General features: G+C 70.3%; 19 protein-coding genes. 12 read left to right on the forward strand and 7 right to left on the reverse strand.

Annotated elements, in window-relative coordinates; all coding sequences use genetic code 11:
- Positions 1-69: 69 nt before the first annotated feature.
- From ACXAFN_RS03545 to ACXAFN_RS03565, 5 genes are all read left to right on the forward strand, one after another.
- The gene (locus ACXAFN_RS03545; protein ID WP_474986229.1) at positions 70-513 is read left to right on the forward strand and encodes an excinuclease ATPase subunit; all 444 of its coding nucleotides are present in this window, start codon (positions 70-72) and stop codon (positions 511-513) included.
- 4 nt (positions 514-517) lie between these two features.
- Positions 518-1,117, forward strand: a complete 600-nt coding sequence (locus ACXAFN_RS03550) for a 4'-phosphopantetheinyl transferase family protein (protein WP_474986231.1) — start codon at positions 518-520, stop codon at positions 1,115-1,117.
- 69 nt (positions 1,118-1,186) lie between these two features.
- Complete coding sequence (locus ACXAFN_RS03555; protein WP_474986232.1) at positions 1,187-2,041, forward strand: putative selenate ABC transporter substrate-binding protein; 855 nt, start codon at positions 1,187-1,189, stop codon at positions 2,039-2,041.
- Positions 2,041-2,802, forward strand: coding sequence for an ATP-binding cassette domain-containing protein (locus ACXAFN_RS03560; protein ID WP_474986234.1), 762 nt, complete (start codon positions 2,041-2,043; stop codon positions 2,800-2,802). The genes ACXAFN_RS03555 and ACXAFN_RS03560 overlap by 1 nt, the downstream gene beginning before the upstream one ends.
- Positions 2,799-4,310: a PhnE/PtxC family ABC transporter permease gene (locus ACXAFN_RS03565; RefSeq protein ID WP_474986235.1), complete on the forward strand. Its 1,512-nt coding sequence runs from the start codon at positions 2,799-2,801 to the stop codon at positions 4,308-4,310. The genes ACXAFN_RS03560 and ACXAFN_RS03565 overlap by 4 nt, the downstream gene beginning before the upstream one ends.
- Positions 4,311-4,391: 81 nt before the next feature.
- Here the strand turns inward: ACXAFN_RS03565 and ACXAFN_RS03570 are convergent, their stop codons facing one another.
- Positions 4,392-4,754, reverse strand: a complete 363-nt coding sequence (locus tag ACXAFN_RS03570; protein ID WP_474986236.1) for a RidA family protein — start codon at positions 4,752-4,754, stop codon at positions 4,392-4,394.
- A 294-nt stretch (positions 4,755-5,048) separates the two neighbouring features.
- On the opposite strand from ACXAFN_RS03570, the gene ACXAFN_RS03575 reads away from it, so the two are divergent.
- The 4 genes from ACXAFN_RS03575 (at position 5,049) to ACXAFN_RS03590 (ending at position 7,489) form a co-directional block, all read left to right on the forward strand.
- Entirely contained in the window at positions 5,049-5,330 is a 282-nt protein-coding gene (locus ACXAFN_RS03575) for a BufA1 family periplasmic bufferin-type metallophore (protein ID WP_474986237.1), read from the forward strand.
- Positions 5,331-5,394: 64 nt separating this feature from the next.
- Positions 5,395-6,255, forward strand: coding sequence for an MNIO family bufferin maturase (bufB, locus tag ACXAFN_RS03580; protein ID WP_474986238.1), 861 nt, complete (start codon positions 5,395-5,397; stop codon positions 6,253-6,255).
- On the forward strand, positions 6,252-7,034 hold the full coding sequence (locus ACXAFN_RS03585; protein WP_474986239.1) for an HvfC/BufC family peptide modification chaperone: 783 nt from the start codon (positions 6,252-6,254) through the stop codon (positions 7,032-7,034). The genes bufB and ACXAFN_RS03585 overlap by 4 nt, the downstream gene beginning before the upstream one ends.
- Positions 7,031-7,489 (forward strand): DoxX family protein, encoded by a 459-nt coding sequence (locus ACXAFN_RS03590; protein ID WP_474986241.1) that lies wholly within the window; start codon positions 7,031-7,033, stop codon positions 7,487-7,489. Before ACXAFN_RS03585 ends, ACXAFN_RS03590 begins: the two co-directional genes overlap by 4 nt.
- Here the strand turns inward: ACXAFN_RS03590 and ACXAFN_RS03595 are convergent.
- The 6 genes from ACXAFN_RS03595 to ACXAFN_RS03620 form a co-directional block, all read right to left on the reverse strand.
- Entirely contained in the window at positions 7,471-8,658 is a 1,188-nt protein-coding gene (locus ACXAFN_RS03595) for an MFS transporter (RefSeq protein ID WP_474986242.1), read from the reverse strand. The two genes, ACXAFN_RS03590 and ACXAFN_RS03595, sit on opposite strands and share 19 nt — an antisense overlap.
- Before the next feature lie 78 nt (positions 8,659-8,736).
- Positions 8,737-9,591: a universal stress protein gene (locus ACXAFN_RS03600; protein WP_474986244.1), complete on the reverse strand. Its 855-nt coding sequence runs from the start codon at positions 9,589-9,591 to the stop codon at positions 8,737-8,739.
- Positions 9,592-9,679: 88 nt separating this feature from the next.
- Positions 9,680-11,170, reverse strand: coding sequence for a SulP family inorganic anion transporter (locus ACXAFN_RS03605; protein ID WP_474986245.1), 1,491 nt, complete (start codon positions 11,168-11,170; stop codon positions 9,680-9,682).
- Between the two features lie 502 nt (positions 11,171-11,672).
- Entirely contained in the window at positions 11,673-12,443 is a 771-nt protein-coding gene (locus tag ACXAFN_RS03610) for a slipin family protein (protein WP_474986247.1), read from the reverse strand.
- A 39-nt stretch (positions 12,444-12,482) separates the two neighbouring features.
- Entirely contained in the window at positions 12,483-14,012 is a 1,530-nt protein-coding gene (locus ACXAFN_RS03615; RefSeq protein ID WP_474986249.1) for an NfeD family protein, read from the reverse strand.
- A gap of 58 nt (positions 14,013-14,070) precedes the next feature.
- Entirely contained in the window at positions 14,071-14,385 is a 315-nt protein-coding gene (locus ACXAFN_RS03620) for a putative quinol monooxygenase (RefSeq protein WP_474986251.1), read from the reverse strand.
- Between the two features lie 99 nt (positions 14,386-14,484).
- Here ACXAFN_RS03620 and ACXAFN_RS03625 point away from each other — a divergent pair, with 99 nt between their 5' ends.
- The 3 genes from ACXAFN_RS03625 (at position 14,485) to ACXAFN_RS03635 (ending at position 17,477) form a co-directional block, all read left to right on the forward strand.
- Entirely contained in the window at positions 14,485-14,889 is a 405-nt protein-coding gene (locus tag ACXAFN_RS03625) for a VOC family protein (protein ID WP_474986252.1), read from the forward strand.
- A 246-nt stretch (positions 14,890-15,135) separates the two neighbouring features.
- On the forward strand, positions 15,136-16,239 hold the full coding sequence (locus ACXAFN_RS03630) for an aminoglycoside phosphotransferase family protein (protein WP_474986253.1): 1,104 nt from the start codon (positions 15,136-15,138) through the stop codon (positions 16,237-16,239).
- Positions 16,239-17,477: an ABC transporter substrate-binding protein gene (locus ACXAFN_RS03635; RefSeq protein WP_474986255.1), complete on the forward strand. Its 1,239-nt coding sequence runs from the start codon at positions 16,239-16,241 to the stop codon at positions 17,475-17,477. Before ACXAFN_RS03630 ends, ACXAFN_RS03635 begins: the two co-directional genes overlap by 1 nt.
- Positions 17,478-17,501: the final 24 nt, after the last annotated feature.

The raw sequence follows: 17,501 nt of genomic DNA on the forward strand, positions 1-17,501 counted from the left end.
GGCCCGGGCCTCGTTCGACCCGGCCGAGGAGCGGCCGGCTATCTCATCCCAACCCAAAAGGAATGCATCATGAAGAAAGGACTGATCACCCTCACGGCTCTGGTGGCCGGCCTGGCCATGGCCACCTCGGTCCAGGCCCGCGACACCCGCCACCTACTGTCCATCGAGGACGCCATGAACACCCCGGCGGCTCAGGAGAAACTGGATCCCAACATCCGCTTCGTGTTCGCCGACGCGCCTCACGACAGCGTAGTGGAACAGCACGGCAACTTCGTCACCAACAAGAAGACCAACGCCTTCAACAAGAGCGACGAGGAAGCCTGTCGCTGGGTGATGCTGTCCGCCCTTCTCAGCCTGCAGGATCGCGTACGCACCGAAGGTGGCAACGCGGTGATCAACATCGAGAGCTTCTACAAGCGCGAGCCGATGGTGTCTCGCGACGAGTACGAGTGTCATGCCGGTATGCTGATGGCCGGTGTCGCACTGCGAGGCGATGTCGTCACCCTGCGCTGATGAAGTGTCCCCCTTGCTGACGCTGCACGCAGGGTGGACGGAACGCGATGGCACCAGCCAGTCTCGCCTCGGTCGGGAGCTGCTGAGCGAACTGGCCGCCGCGCAAGGGCTGGACTGTCCGGTGGAGGGCTGGTCCCCGAGAGGGGCCGGCCCGCCTCGCCATCCGGGCCTGCCAAATGGTCTGAATGCCGGGCTGAGCCACCGCCATGGGCGCGTGGTCGCCGCCCTGGCCGACTGCCCGTTTGGCCTCGACCTGGAGCATGCCCTTCCTCGTCACCGTCGGCACCTTGCGGAACGGGTCGCCCTGCTGCCCGAGCCCTGGGTACGCCGGCACATCCTCGATGCCGAGGCCCCGCTGGCAGCCTTCTATCGGGCCTGGACGCTCCACGAGTCCCTCTTCAAGTTCGAATGCCTCTGCGGTCGGCCGCCGGCCACGCTGCTGGCCACTCGTCTCGGCACGCTCCGCCAGCCAGTCGGCCCCGCTGCCTGGCGCTGGCAGCAGGGCGACTGGACGCTGAGCCTCTGCGCCGAGACCCCGACCCTACGAATCATCGCGCCGGCATCGCTGACGCCGCTGCCGCTCACGAGCGACATTCTGGCCTGATGCCTCGGCTTGCCAAAGCCACGACCAGCCACAACAATACCCCCCTTCCCCTTCATCAGGAGCCCGCCCATGCGCTGGATCGCCGCTTCCGCCGCCGCCCTCGCCCTGTTCGCCCAGGGCGCTGCGGCCGACACCTTCCGCTTCACCGCCATTCCCGATGAGGACCAGTCGCGCCTGGTCGAGCGTTTCTCCCAGGTGGCGGACTACCTCGAGGAGCGGCTGGACGTCGAGGTGGAGTATGTGCCGGTGAAGTCCTACGGCGCCGCGGTCACCGCCTTTCGCAACGACCAGGTCCAGCTGGCCTGGTTCGGCGGCCTCTCCGGCGTGCAGGCCCGCCGCCTGGTGCCGGGCTCCCAGGCCCTCGCCCAGGGCGCCGAGGACGCCGAGTTCAAGACCTACTTCATCGCCCACGAGTCCACCGAGCTGGAACCCGCCGGGACACTGCCCGAGGGCGTCGAGGACATGAGCTTCACCTTCGGCTCCAAGACCTCCACCTCCGGACGCCTGATGCCCGAGCACTACCTGCGCCAGCGCTTCGACGCCGCCCCCGAGGAAGTGTTCTCGCGGGTCGGCTTCTCCGGCGACCACTCCCGCACCATCGCCCTGGTCGAGGCCGGCACCTACCAGCTGGGCGCGGTCAACTACGCGGTATGGGAGGCCGCGGTGGAGGACGGCCGGGTCGACACCGACCAGGTCGAGGTGATCTGGACCACCCCGACCTACCCGGACTACCAGTGGACCCTGCGCGGCGATGCCGACGAGCGCTTCGGCGAAGGCTTCACCGACCGGGTCCGCGAGGCGCTGCTGGGGATGGATGACCCGGCGCTGCTGGACAGTTTCCCGCGCTCGGCCTTCATTCCTGCCGACAACGCCATGTACGCCCCCATCGAGGACGTGGCGGAAGCGCTCGGCCTGCTGCGCTGATGGAAGAGCCGCGCGAGACCCTGCTGACCCTGGACGACATCGACCTCGGCCACGGGTCGCAGGTGGTGCTGCCGGGCCTGAGCCTAAGCCTGGCGCGCGGCGAGCGTATTGCCCTGCTCGGCCCCAGCGGCGCCGGCAAGTCGACGCTGCTGTCGGCCCTGCGCGCGCGGCTTGGCGCCTCGGTGGCCTGGTGCCCCCAGCATCACGGCCTGGTGCCGGGGCTGGCGGTCTATCACAACGTCTACATGGGACGACTCGCCGAGCGTTCGGCGCTGGCCAACCTGTGGAACCTGGTGCGCCCGCTGCACGGCCCCTGGGGCGAGGTCGCCGCGCTGTGCGAACTGCTCGGCCTTGCGGGCCTGATGCGTCGCCCCGTGGGGCAGCTGTCCGGCGGCCAGCGCCAGCGTACCGCCATCGCCCGGGCACTCTATCAGCGCCGTGAGATATTCCTCGGCGACGAGCCGGTGGCCAGCGTCGACCCGCACCAGGCCCTGCGCCTGCTGGGGCTGATCGAGGCCCGTCATGCCACCAGCGTGGTCGCCCTGCACCAGCGCGAGCTGGCGCTTTCCCACTTCGATCGCGTCTGGGGACTGCGCGACGGCCGCCTGGTGATCGACGCCCCGGCCGCTGCGCTGAGCCTGGCCGACCTCGACGCCCTCTATCCCGATGCCGACTCGGCCTCGCCCGACGGCACTTCCCGCGAGGCCGAGCCGGCCGCTCCCTCCCCGGAGGCCCTGCCCTGCTCCCGGGGGCGCGCATGAGCGAGGCCGCCCTGCCCCGCCGACCAGCCTGGCTTTCCGGCCGCGCCACGGGGCCACGCCTGGCCCGCCACACCCTGACGCTGGTGGCACTGGCCGTGCTGCTGCTGCCGCTGGCCGACCTCTCGATCGTCACCCGTGACCCGTGGACGGAACTCGGCCGCATGCTCCAGGGCCTGGCCTGGCCGAACTTCGCCGGCGTGGAGTCGCCCTTTCACGCCTTGGGGCTGACCGTGGCGGTGGCGCTGTGGGGCACCCTGGCCGGGGTAGTGCTGGGCTTTCCCCTGGCGCTGCTGTTTGCCCGCTCGAGGCTGGTGCGGGCCGGCTGCGCCTTCGTGCGCGCCATCCACGAGCTGTTCTGGGCGCTGCTGTTCCTGCAGGTGTTCGGCCTCTCGGCGCTCACCGCCCTGGCGGCGCTGGCGATTCCCTACGCCGGCATCTTCGCCAAGGTGTTCGCCGAGATCCTCGAGCAGACCCCGCGCGCGCCGGCCGATGCCCTGCCGCCCGGCGTCGGCCGGCTGTCGCGCTTCCTCTACGCCGAGTTGCCGCTGGCCTGGACCCGGCTCGCCGCCTACACCCGTTACCGCTTCGAATGCGGCCTGCGCGCCAGCGTGCTATTGGGCTTCGTCGGCCTGCCCACGCTCGGCTTCCAGCTCGAGACCGCCTTTCGCGAGGGCCGCTACCCCGAGGCCGGCGCCCTGCTGTGGTGCTTCTACCTGCTGATCGCCAGCCTGCCCTGGTGGAGCCACAAGCGACTGGTACCCCTGCTGCTGGTCGGCGGGGCCTTTCTGCTCGGCCCCTGGCCCTCGGTGGACGGCGGGCTGCTGTGGCGCTTCGTCAGCCAGGACCTGTGGCCGGCGCCGCTGCTCGCGGGGGACTGGGCGGGGCTGGCCGGCTGGTTCACGGCCATCCCCGAGCTGGCCCCGGCCATCGGCCACACCCTGCTGCTGGGGCTGCTCGGCACCGTCGGCGCCCTGCTGGTGGCGTTGATGTTGTGGCCGCTGGCCAGCCGGCACTTCGGCAACCCGGCGAGCCGACTGGCCGGCCGCGGACTGCTGGTCTTCCTGCGTTCGACGCCGGAGCTGATGCTGGCCTTCGTCTTCCTGCTGGTGCTCGGCCCCTCGCTGCTGCCCGCCTGGCTGGCGCTGGCGCTGCACAACGGCGCGCTGATCGCCTTCCTCGCCGCCCGCCATGCCGACACCCTGGAGCCCGGCATGCCGGGGCTGCCGGCCTCGGGGCGGCTGGCCTACGAGCTGCTGCCGCGGATCTACCCCGGCCTGCTGGCACTGCTCTACTACCGCGCCGAGGTGATCCTGCGCGAGACGGCGATCCTCGGCATGCTGGGCGTGGCGACGCTCGGCTACTACATCGACGAGAACTTCCAGTACCTGATGTTCGACGTGGCCGCCTTCCTGCTGCTGGTGACCGCCGGGCTCAATATCGCCGTGGACGCGCTGTCCCGACGCCTCAGGCCTCGGGAAGCGCCGCTGGAAGACCCCTGCCTGGGCTAAGCCGCAGACGTGGCCCCCCAACGCAAGAGGCCGACGCATGATGCGTCGGCCTCTTGCATGACGACGGTCGCTCGCCGCGGCTCAGGCGCCCTTCACCAGGGCGGTGACGGTGACCTCCACCTTGAGCTCGTCGGCGGGCAGCGGCGCGCAGACGCAGGTCCGCGCCGGCGCATGGCCCTCGGGCACCCAGGCGTCCCAGACGGCGTTCATGGCCGCCACGTCGCCGCCGTCCTTGAGGTAGACGGTGGCGGTGAGCAGGTGCTCGCGGTCGGAGCCGATCTCGGCGAGCAGCGCGTCGACGCGCGCCAGCATGCTCTCGGTCTGCTCGGTGATATCGCCCTGGCGGGCCTCGGGGCCGGCCACCTGGCCGCACAGGTAGGCCACGCCGTTGTGGATCACGGCGCGGCTCATGCGGGCCTTGGTATCATGTCGCTGGATGCTCATGGGAGCGCTCCTCGGGGATCGGGAAAACGGGGACTCGATATTACCTCAACAGGCCATGCAAGCCACCGTCACAAGCGCCAAATTTCAGCCAAACAACATGATGAAACAACAATAAATGACGAAGTCATGGTCGATATTCCCGCGACTACGCCATCGCCACAGACATTCCGACCGATATCCATCCATTCTCCTCGCCCGGCCTCGCCGCCGCTGTAAGCCTGGGTGGCACCCGGCGACACAACGATGCGTATCGATGCCGCGATGCGATGCGCCCACTCACAGAGGAGAGACACCATGAACCGTTCCACCATGATGGCCGCCGTGTTCACCACCGCCCTGGCCCAGGCCGGTGCCATGAGCGCCGTCCAGGCCCAGGAAGACGAGGCCATGGAGAAGTGCTACGGCGTGGCGCTGGCCGGCCAGAACGACTGCAAGGCGGGGCCGGGTACCACCTGCGCCGGCACCTCCACCGTGGACTACCAGGGCAACGCCTGGACGCTGGTGCCGGAGGGCACCTGCACCAGCATCGAGACGCCCCATGGCATGGGCAGCCTGAGCGAGGTCGAGCGTCCCTGAGGCGGCGCCCCGACGCCCCTCCCGGCCCGCCGCTCGGCGGGCCGGGCACCACGAGGAGATCGCCATGTCATTGCCTCTCGCCCCGGACGCCGTGGGCATCGGCCTCAAGACCCGGCACATCGAGGCGCTGCTCGCCACGCCCCGGGCCACCGACTTCCTGGAACTGCATGCCGAGAATTACATGAGCGACGGCGGCCCCGGTCGGGAGCGGCTGCAGTCGCTGGCCGGGCGCTATCCGCTCTCGGTGCACGGCGTGGGGCTGTCGCTGGGCGGCGCCGAGCGTCCCGACACGGCCCACCTGGCGAGGCTCGTCGATCTGGTGGAGGCGACGGCCCCGGCGCTGGTCTCGGAGCACCTGGCCTGGAGCCGGCTCGATGGCAACTGCTACAACGACCTGCTGCCGGTACCGCTCACCGAGGAGAGCCTGGCACTGGTCGCCCGCAACGTCGATATCGTCCAGCAGGCCCTGGGCCGCCGGCTGCTGATCGAGAACCCCAGCCTCTACGTGAGGCTCGCCATGAACACCCTCGACGAGGCCGAGTTCATCAATGAGCTGGTGGCCCGCACCGGCTGCGGGCTGCTGATGGACGTCAACAACGCCTACATCAGCGCCCACAACCTGGGCCGCGACCTCGACGCCTACCTGGCCGCCTTGCCCTGGGAAGCCGTGGGCGAGTTCCACCTGGCCGGCCACAGCCTCGACGAGGCGACCGACCCGCCGCTGCGCATCGACGACCACGGCAGCCCGGTCGACGCCGCGGTCTGGTCGCTGTATCGCCGGCTGGTGTCCGCCGCCCCCGACGCCCCCACGCTGATCGAGTGGGACACCCGGGTGCCGACCCTCGAACGCTGGCTCGAGGAAGTCGACCGGGCCCGCGCCCACCGCGTCGGCGTCCGTCGGGAGCCGATGAGGGCACCGGCATGAGTGCGCTCGCCGACTGGCAGCGGCGCTTCGCCGACGCCCTGCGCGATCCGCACCGCGACACCGACGCCGATCTCGGCCAGGCCGCGGGGCTCGACGTCTATCGCAACAACGTCCGCCAGAGCCTGATCGAGGCACTGGCCACCGCCTTCCCGCATACCCGCGCCTTGCTCGGCGAGCGCTACTTCGCCGCCGCGGCCGGGGACTTCGCCCGCGACCACCCGCCCGGCGACCCGCGCCTGGCCTGTTACGGCACGGGCTTCGCCGATTTCCTGGACGACCTGCCGCCGCTGGTCGACCACCGCTACGTGAGCGATATCTGCCGGCTCGAGCGGGCGCGCCTGGAGGTCAGTCACGCCGCCGAGGCGCCGGTTCTGGAGGCCGGGCTCCTGGCCAGCCACCCCGACCCCGAGAGCCTGCGCGTGGCGATTCGGCCGTCGGCGGCGCTGGTGGTCTGCCGCCACGACGTACGGGCCCTGTGGCAATGCCTCGAGCGTGACGGCGGCACCGCGCCCCTGGGCGAGCAAGGCGGCATGGCCTGGCTGATGGTGCGCCGCGGGGAAAGGGTCGAGCCGATGCCGGTCTCCCCTGCCACCGCCGAGCTCTACCGGACGCTCGAGACGGCCGGGCCGGGTGGCCGGCGGCTGGAAACGGCCCTGGCGGCCAGCGCCGACGCCCACGGCGAGGCGGCCGCCGGCGAGGCGCTGGGCACCCTGCTCGGGGCCGGCGCCCTGGCCCTGGTCGACGACGGAGACGGGCGCGACGAGGAGGACATCCCATGAAGGCCCTGCTGATGCCCCTGCGGCTCTACTATCACCGCCTCGAACCGGCCCTCGAGCGTATGCCCTTCGATCTCGTGGCCCTGCTGGCACGGGTCGTGCTAGGTAGCGTCTTCTTTCGCTCGGCGCTGACCAAGGTCGACGGCCTGGCGATCAGCCAGAGCACCTTCTTCCTGTTCGAGCACGAGTACGCCCTGCCGCTGCTGCCGCCGGTGCTGGCCGCCTATCTGGCGACCAGCGCCGAGTTCGGGCTGTCGCTGCTGCTGTGGGCGGGCCTGGCCACACGCCTGGCCGCCCTGGGCCTGCTGGTCATGACGCTGGTCATACAGACCTTCGTCTATCCCGAGGCCTGGGTCACCCACGGCCTCTGGGCCATCGGGCTGCTGACCCTGCTGCTGCGCGGCCCCGGACGGCTGTCGCTGGATCGCCTGCTGGGCCGTCAGGTGCCGTCGGCCTGACGCAGCACGCCCTGGGCGAGCCACCAGCCGGCCACCAGCAGCGCCAACATGCCGCCCAGCACCAGCGAGAAGGAAGCCCCCAGGTCCAGGGCCACGCCCAGGACGCCCGGCGCGATGCCCGTGGAGAAGACCATGGCCGCGCTCAACGTGGACCGCACCCGCCCCAGGTGCTCGGCACCCCAGAGGCGCACCAGCAGGCTGGTGGCGATGGACTCCTGGGCACCCATCGCGAGTCCCCCACCGACCATCAGCGCCCAGACCGCCAGGTGCCCGCCCAGGGTCAGGGCCAGCACCAGCCCCAGGGCGAAGGGCAGCAGGTACAGCCGCGCCAGGCGCACCGGGCCGAGGCGGTCGACCCAGTGACCGCCGAGCAGGGCCCCGGGCAGCTTGCCCAGCCCCATGCCGGTCAGCGCCAGCGAATAGACCGCCAGCGAGCTGCCCATGGCCGAGGTCAGTGTTGCCTGGTAGATGAACAGCCCGGTCATGGCGACCGGCAGCGTCATCAGCAGCGGCAGCAGCCGCCAGAAGCGCGCGTCGCGAAACGGTCGAGGCCCCGACGCCTGGCCACCCTGCGCGCGTCGAGTCCGCGGTGCGGACGGCCAGGGCGCCGTCCACAGCGACAGGCCCCACAGCACCCCCAGCGCCGTGCCCAGCGCCCACCACAGCTCGCGCCAGCCGAACCAGACCAGCAATCCGGCCACCAGCGGCGGCAACAGGGTCTCGCCGAGCATCAGCCCCATGCCGGCGAGCCCCAGGGCACGACCGCGCAGGGCCTCGAACTCGCGCCCCGCCAGGGTATTGCCGAGATGGCTCATCATGCCCTGGCCGCACAGCCGCACCAGCCCCAGGCCCAGCACCCCGAGCGGCCACCAGGGCGAGGCGGTCAGCAACAGGATGCCAGCGCCCAGCGCCACCAGGATGGCCAGGGCGAAGCGCCGCGGCGCCAGCCAGTCGATGCTGGGCCCCAGGCGCAGCACGGCGAAGCCGGCGGCCAGGGTGACCAGCGAATAGGCGGTGCCGAACTCGCCGGCGGTGAAGCCGAGCCGTGCGGCGATGGGCGCCTGAAAGAGGCCCACGAAGAAGCTCTGGCCCAGGCTCGACGAGAACATCGCCAGGAAGGCGATGCCGATCAGCCCCCGATGGTCCCTCAGCAGGGTGCGATAACTCATGACGCTCTCCGGATGATGGAACGCAAGAGGCCCCGCCGATGGCGGGGCCTCGACCGTCCACGGCCCGCCGGCCGAGGTTCAGCGCAGCAGCAGCACCGGCACGCTGGCGTGGCGCAGCATCGCGGTGGTGGTGCTGCCCACCAGCAGGTGGCGGATCCGCGAGTGGCCGTAGGCGCCCATCACCACCAGGTCGATGTCATGCTCCTGCTGGTAGGCCCGCAGGGTCTCTTCCACCTCCCCGGCGCGAATGGCCCCTTCGGCCTCATGGCCGGCCTCGCGCAGGGTGGCGAGCGCCCAGTCGAGCTGGGAGCGGTTGTCGCCGGTCTCGGCGCCGACGATCACCACGTGGCAGGCGATGCCGGCGAACAGCGGGCTCCTGGCCAGCAGCTCGACCCCCTTGCGGGTGGTGTTGCCGCCGTCGAAGGCGATCATCGCCCTCTGCGGGCGCTGGAAGGCCTGGGGCACCACCAGGATCGGGCGGTGCTGACCACGCACCACCCGCTCGAGATTGGAGCCCAGGTGCTCGCTGTCCTGGTGAGCGCTGCTGCCGCGCTTGCCCACCACCAGCAGGCGGATCTCGTTCTCCAGCTCGGCCAGGGTCTCGACCAGGGTGCCGTTGCGCTGGCGGCCGGCGGGCGCCGCGACGCCGTCCTCGACGGCGCGCTCCTTGGCCGCCTGGAGCATCAGCCGGCCCTGCTCCTGGGCGACCTTGGCGCGCTGCTCGTCGAGCTGCGAGAGCTCCTCGAGCAGGTGCTCCCGGGAGCCCAGCCCGATGTTGCCGGAGAGGTCCGTCTCGGCGGTCTGGGGATGGTTGTCGACCACGTGCAGGAAGGTCAGCGGCGCGTCCAGCGCCAGGCTGGCCCAGGCCGCGTAGTCGCAGACGCCTTCGGAAAACTGCGAGCCGTCGATGGCGGCCATCACCTGTTCTGTCATCTGTGTGTCCTGAAGCTGGCGTGGGTTGTCTCGCTCTCGTTCTACACCATCATGGCCGCCCCGTCACAGGGGCGGCCGTTGGCCGGCGTCAGTGGCCGCCCATCAGCTTCTCGACGGCTTCCGGGTCGTCGTGGATGGCGTAGCGGTCGACGATGGTGGCGCTGGCCTCGTTGAGGCCGATCAGCTCCACCTCGGTGCCCTCGCGGCGGAACTTGATCACCACCCGGTCCAGGGCCTGGACGGCGGTGATGTCCCAGAAATGCGCCCGGGACAGGTCGATGGTGACCCTCTGCACGCTCTCCTTGAAGTCGAAGGCGCGACCGAAGCGCTCGGAGGAGGCGAAGAACACCTGGCCCACCACCTTGTAGACGCGGCGGCTGCCCTCGTCGGCCTCCTCGACGCCGATATAGAGGATGTTGCCGACCTTGTTGGCGAAGAACAGCGCCGCCAGCAGCACGCCGACGAACACGCCGATGGCCAGGTTATGGGTGCCCACGGTGACCGCCACGGTGGCCAGCATCACCAGGTTGGTGGACAGCGGATGCTTCTTGAGATCGCGGATCGAGGTCCAGCTGAAGGTACCGATGGAGACCATGATCATCACCGCCACCAGCGCCGCCATGGGAATCCGCGACACCCAGTCGGCGAGGAACACCACCATGACCAGCAGCATCACGCCGGCGAACAGCGTCGAGAGGCGCCCGCGACCGCCGGACTTGATGTTGATCACCGACTGGCCAATCATCGCGCAGCCCGCCATGCCGCCCAGCAGGCCGGTGCCGAGGTTGGCGATGCCCTGGCCCTTGCACTCGCGGTTCTTGTCGCTCTCGGTGTCGGTCAGGTCGTCGACGATGGTGGCGGTCATCATCGACTCCAGCAGGCCCACCACGGTGAGCATGATGGCATAGGGGAAGATGATCGCCAGGGTCTCGAGGTTGAGCGGCACATCCGGCCACAGGAACACCGGCAGGGTGTCCGGCAGCTCGCCCATGTCACCCACGGTGCGGATGTCCAGGCCGGTGGCCATGGCCACGGCGGTCAGCACCAGGATGCACACCAGCGGCGACGGCAGCGTCTTGCCGATCACCGGCAGGTAGGGGAACAGGTAGATGATGCCGAGCCCCGCCGCGGTCATGGCATACACATGCCAGGTCACGTTGGTCAGCTCCGGCAGCTGCGCCATGAAGATCAGGATCGCCAGGGCATTGACGAAGCCCGTCACCACCGAGCGCGAGACGAAGCGCATCAGGTCGGCCAGGCGCAGGTAGCCGGCGACGATCTGCAGCGCCCCGGTGAGCAGGGTCGCGGCCAGCAGGTATTCCAGGCCGTGTTCCTTGACCAGGGTCACCATCAGCAGCGCCATGGCGCCGGTGGCCGCCGAGATCATCCCCGGCCGGCCGCCGGCGAAGGCGATGATCACGGCCATGGAAAACGAGGCGTAGAGGCCGATCTTGGGATCGACGCCGGCGATGATCGAGAAGGCGATGGCCTCGGGAATCAGCGCCAGGGCGACGACGATGCCCGACAGGAGGTCGCCCTTGATGTTGGAGAACCAGTCTTGCTTGAGGGATCGAGTCATGCTGCGGTCCAGTCGAGAATGGTGAGTGAGGCCGTTGAGGCGTCCGGGTCGTGTCGTGCGCCGCCCCTTGGGCATCGCGGGGATACCAACGCCGCGGCCCATCGAACGCCTGGAAGGCGCCGTGGCACGGCTGGCAAGAGGCTGGCGGAGCAAGGGGGGCGCGGGGCGCCCGGGACATCGAGACGATGCCCGGCCGCGATGACAACGTCTCGGTATCATCGCGGCCCGAAGTCGGGAGGGAGGGGCTAGGGCGGCGTGGCCAGCCCGGAACGGAGGGTCATCACGGTCTGTCGGTTCCCTTGCGCTGCATCGACGGGGCCACGGTCACGGCCCCGCCAGGAGCGCGAGAGTCTACCAGACGCGCCGGACCGCTGCATCCGGCGAACCCCGACGAGGACCGGGGCTTGCGGGGACAGACCGCAGGAGAATGAGGTCGATGGCACCCCGCCGACCCGGCGACGGAGAAGCCCCGGGGACACGTCGGCCGCCACGGCGCCGGACGTTACCGATCCCCCGAGTCGCCCCCCGCCTTGCCCAGCGACTTGAACGCCTCCATCAGGTCGATGGGCAACGGCACCACGATGGTGGAGGCGTTCTTGTTGCTCATGTCGTTCATGGTCTGCAGATAGCGCAGCTGCAGGGCGGCGGGGTTCTCCGACATGATGTTGGCGGCCTCGACGAGCTTCTGCGAGGCCTGCAGTTCGCCCTCGGCGTGGATCACCTTGGCGCGCCGCTCGCGTTCGGCCTCGGCCTGGCGGGCGATGGCCCGGATCATGCTCTCGTCCAGGTCGACATGCTTGATCTCCACGTTGGCCACCTTGATGCCCCAGCCCTCCGCCGAGGCGTCGATGATTTCCTGGATATCGTCGTTGAGCTTGTCGCGCTCGGAGAGCATCTCGTCCAGGTCGTGCTTGCCGAGCACCGAGCGCAGGGTGGTCTGGGCCAGCTGGCTGGTGGCGTTGACGAAGTGTTCGACCTGGATGATCGCCTTCTCCGGGTCCACCACCCGGAAGTAGAGCACCGCATTGACCTTGACGGTGACGTTGTCCTGGGAGATCACGTCCTGCTCGGGCACGTCCATGGTGATCACCCTCAGGTCGACCACCTCCATCTTCTGGATGCCCGGGATCACGATGAACAGCCCCGGTCCCTTCACCGCCTGGTAGCGGCCCAGGAAGAACACCACGCCGCGCTTGTATTCCGGGAGGATGCGAATCGAGGCCGCGATCAGCAGCAGCACCAGGACCAGCGGCACGAGATAGGAAATCATCATGGCGTTTTCTCCTCGAGAGTGCGGCCGGCGTCGCCGGCCTCAGGACGCGGCGTCCAGCGGTTCGACCTCGACGGTGAGTCCGTCGAGGCCGACCACCCGAACCGCCTGACCGCGCTGCAGCGCCTGTGGGCAGCGGGCATTCCAGCGTTCGCCGTGGAGACGCACGTGGCCCTCGCCCTGGAAGTCCTCCAGCGCCACGGCCTCATCGCCCAGCAGCTCCTCCTGACCGGTACGCACCGGCCGCCGGCGCAACCCCACGAAGCGCGTCATCACCCACAGCATCAGGCCCGCCGCCACCAGCGCGATGCCGCCGATCAGGGGCAGCGAGATGTTCAGGGTATCCGCATCCATCAGCATCACCGATCCGATCACGAAGGCCACGATGCCACCGATGCCCAGGATGCCGAAGCTGGGCATCAGGGCCTCGCCGACGATCAGCGCCAGCCCGACCAGGATCAACGCCAGGCCGGCATAGTTAACGGGTAGCACCTGGAAGGCGAACAACGCCAGCAACAGGCAGATGATGCCGATGGTGCCGGGCACCAGGCTGCCGGGATTGGAGAGTTCGAAGATCAGCCCGTAGAAGCCGATGATCATCAGGAAATAGGCCACGTTGGGATCGGTGATCACCTCCAGCAGCCGGGTACGCCAGTCGGGATCGAAGCGCTCGATGGCAAGCTCCGCGGTCTGCAGCGTGAGGGGACCGTCCGCCATCACCACCTCGCGGCCATCGATCTGGGCCAGCAGGTCGTCGAGATCGGTGGCCAGCACGTCGATGACGCTGCGCTCCAGCGCCTCGCGAGCGGTGAGGTTGACCGCCTCGCGCACCGCCGCCTCGGCCCAGTCGGCGTTGCGGCCGTGGCGCTCGGCCAGCGAGCGGATATAGGCCACGGCGTCTTCCAGCACCTTGCGCTCCATGGCGGTTTCGCCGCGCCGCTTGTCCGCCTCCTCGCCGCTCGCCTCGGACGACGACGCCTCGGCCTGATCCGTCTCGGCATCGTCCTCGGTGGCCTCATCCGCGGCAGACGCGTCGCCGCCGGCCGACTTGTTCTTGCCGGCGCCGGCGGCCCCCGCGTCGTCTTGCGCCCCCTCCTGGTCGTCCGGCGACTCCGGCTCGCCGATGCCGGGGAAGCCGCCCCCGCCGCCGATCTGCACCGGCGTGGCCGACCCCAGGTGCGTGGCCGGCGCCATGGCCGCCACATGGCTGCCATACAGCAGGTAAGTGCCGGCGCTGGCCGCCCGGGCACCGCCCGGGGAGACATAGAAGGCCACCGGCACCTCGGAGGCCAGCATCGCCGAGATCATGTCGCGCATGGCGGCGTCGAGGCCCCCGGGGGTATCCATCTGCACCACCGCCAGCCGGGCCTGGCGCTCGGCGGCGATCTCGAGGCCACGCTGGAAGTAGTCGCTGGTCGCCGGCCCGATGGCGCCGTCCAGGGTCATCACCAGGGCCGTGCCCCGCTCCTGCTGGGCCGCCGCCTGCCAGGCGGCGAAGGCGCCCAGCAGCAGGCAGGTCAGGCTCAGCCCGAACAGGAGGCGGCGTCGGATACGCGGTCGGGGAACTCTCATGGCGCCTCCCTTCGGCCCTGCGCGGGGCCGATTGCACGTGCCGGGCGCGGCGTCGCGCTCAGGCGCCGGGGCGAACCCCCGGGTTCGTCGCCAGGACATCGGCGCGAATCACCTGCTGCTCGGCGATCAGTTCGTTGACCACGGCCCGGCTGGCCCGGTAGTGCGGCGTTTCCTTATGGGCGGCCAGGGCCTGCTGATCAGTGTAGATCTCGTAGAGATGAAAGAGGTCCGGCGTGTCGCGATCCTCGATCACGTCGAAGGCATGGCAGCCCGGCTCGTCGCGCACCGAGGCCTCGGCGTTGGGCAGCATGGCTTCCAGGAAGCGGTCGCGGGTGCCGGGCTTCAGGCGGGTCTGGACGATGATGCAATACATGGGGCTCTCCTCGAATGCGGCCTGCATGGTTGTGAAAAAGGTCATTTTATGGAAACATTTTCCAATTGATTACTGAACCCCTTGCGCGAAGGAGGCCCCATGCAACGTCCCGCGCCATTCAACGGCATGCGCCACATCGCCCTGCAGGTCCAGGACCTGGAGGCCTGCGAACGCTTCTACGTCGATGTCCTGGGCATGGCGGTGCTGCGCCGGGCCCATGCGGACCTGGTCTACCTGACGCTGGGCAACGACAATTTCTCGCTGGCCCGGGCCAAGGCCGACACCGGCGGCGATCCCCAGCGCCTGGACCACTTCGGCTTCGTGGTCGACGAGCGCGACGACGTGGACGCCTGGCACGACTACCTGCTGGCCCAGGGGGTCGAGGTGGTGCGAGGCCCCCACGACCACGCCGACGGCGGGCGCAGCCTCTACTGCAAGGACCCCGACGGCAACACCGTCCAGCCGCTCTACCACCCCAGCGTGTCCGGCCAGCGGCTGGGCTGAGCCCCGTTTCTCTCTCGTGGCGGCCTCGGCCGCCCACCCCCACGGCATGCCCGTCATGCTGACTCGTTAGGCGCCACCGATCCGGTGGCGCCCTTTTTCTTTTCCGCCAGGCGGTTATCATCCCCCTGAGGACGGCGCCCGTCGGGCGACCCGCCGAGGGCTCGGTACGACCGCGCGGCATTCGGCTGTAAGGAAGGCGGCGCGGCGGCGACTCATTGCCGAGATCTACCATCACAAGGACTGCCGATGCCCGAGACCACGGCCGACACGGACCGCCACGACCGTCCCCCGCTGCTGGCTCGCCTGGCCCGCGCCCTGACGCGCGCCGGCGAGCCCGTGGGCCTCCGCGATCTCGCGCCGATGGCCGATACCGGCCTGGCCCACCGTCACGTCTGGCTTTCTCACCCGGACGGCGACCGGGTGGCGCGCATTCCCAAGCAGAGCCAGATGGGCATGGCGGTCGAGGACAACCTCGCCTACCAGGCGGCCTGCTTCTCACGAGCCGGCGCCGGCGGGCATACGCCGGCCCTCCATGGCGTGCTGCCCCCGGACGATGACCTGCCGCGGGGCGCCCTGCTGGTCGAGGCCATCGAGGGCCGCCCGGCCCGCCTGCCGGACGACCTGCCGGCGATCGCTCACACCCTGGCCAGCCTGCATCGCCTGCCGCCGCCGGCGGCGGCCGACCGCGCCCCGCTGCAGGCGCCCGCCGACCCCTGGCGGGCCATGCGCGACGAGGTGCTCGGCCAGGCACAAGCCCTGCCGGAGGCCGGGATCGATGCCGAGGCCCGCCGCCTGATCGAGGCCCAGCTGCAAGCGCTGCCGTCGCGACTGCCGGGGGCCGGCGAGATGGCCCGCCTGATCAGCTTCGATGCCCACCCCGGCAACTTCCTGATCGACGCCACCGGGCGCGCCGTGCTGGTCGACCTGGAAAAGTGCCGCTATGGCCTGCCGGGCTTCGACCTGGCCCATGCTAGCCTCTATACCTCCACCACCTGGGACCTCGCCTCCCGGGCGGTGCTGGACGTCGACCGGGTGGCCGCCTTCCATGCCGACTGGCGCCGCGCCATGGGAACGGCCGGCCGGGCCCATCCCGAGGCGGCGCTGCTGGCCTGCCGGCGCGCCATGTGGCTATGGTCGCTGACCTGGTGCGCCAAGTGGCGAAGCGCCCATCGCCACGCCCCGGATGCCGCCCGCACGGGCGAGGACTGGTCCGCCACGCTCAGCGAGGACACCCTGGTCGATCACGTCCGCGAGCGCGTCGACCACTACCTGGCCCCCGCGACCCTGCGCCGGGTCCTCGAGGAGTTCGACGCCCTTTCTTCCGACACTCACTGCACAGGACGACCGTGATGCCCTCTCCTTCTCCGTTGCGGCGCGCGGCCCGCGCCCTGCTCGCCCCGCTGCTGTCCCTGCTGATGGCCTCTCCGGCCGCGGCCGAGCAGGCGCCGCTGCCGGAGGCCTGGGATGCCCTGGAGGACCAGGCCCGAGGCCAGACCGTCTACTGGAACGCCTGGGGCGGCGATGCCGCGACCAATCGCTATATCGACTGGGTCGCCGGGCGCATGGCCGAACGCTTCGAGATCGAGGTGGTGCACGTCAAGCTCGACGACACCGCGGCCGCGGTATCGCGGGTGATCGCCGAGAAGTCCGCCGGCAACCTCGACGACGGCGCCGTGGACCTGGTGTGGATCAACGGCGAGAACTTCGCCGCCATGAAGCGCCACGCGCTGCTGTACGGCCCCTTCGCCGAACGCCTGCCCCACTTCGCGCTGACGGCCCCGGACGACAACCCCGAGGTCACCACCGACTTTACCCTGCCCACCGAGGGCTTTGAGGCGCCCTGGGGCAAGGCCCAGTTGACCTTCTACTATGACGCCGAACGGCTCGAGGCCCCGCCCCGCAGCATGGTCGACCTGCTCGCCTGGGCCCGCGCCCATCCCGGGCGCTTCACCTATCCGCTGGTGCCCGACTTCCTGGGCAGCACCTTCCTCAAGCAGGCGCTGATCGCGCTGGTCGAGGACCCGAGCGTGCTCGCCGAGCCGGCGGACCAGCACGACGTGGCGGCGGTGACCGCCCCGCTGTGGGAGTTCCTGGACGCCCTGCACCCCCACCTGTGGCGCCGCGGGCGTGACTTCCCCGCCAGCGGCCCCGAGCTCAAGCAGTTGATGGGCGACGGCGAGCTGTCGCTGGCCTTCACCTTCAATCCCTCGGAGCCCGCCGCCGCGGTGGCCGCCCACCAGCTACCGCCCAGCACCCGCAGCTACGTGCTCGACGGCGGCACCCTGGGCAACGTGCACTTCGTGGCGATCCCCTTCAACGCCGCCCACAGGGCCGGCGCCATGGTGCTGGCCAACTTCCTGCTTTCCCCTGAGGCCCAGGCCCGCAAGCAGGACATCGCCCACTGGGGCGACCCCACGGTGCTCGACATGGCGAGGCTGTCGCCCGAGCAGCGGGCGCTCTTCGAGCTTGACGATGCCCATCCCGCCCGGCTGCCTCCCCAGGCGCTCGGCGAGCTGCTGCCCGAGCCGCACCCCAGCTGGACGGAGGCCCTGGAGGCCGCCTGGCACGAGCGCTATGTCGAGGGCTGAGGCTCGGGCCCGGGGCGCGTCTCA

The organism is Halomonas sp. ABH4_019 (genome assembly GCF_056159885.1).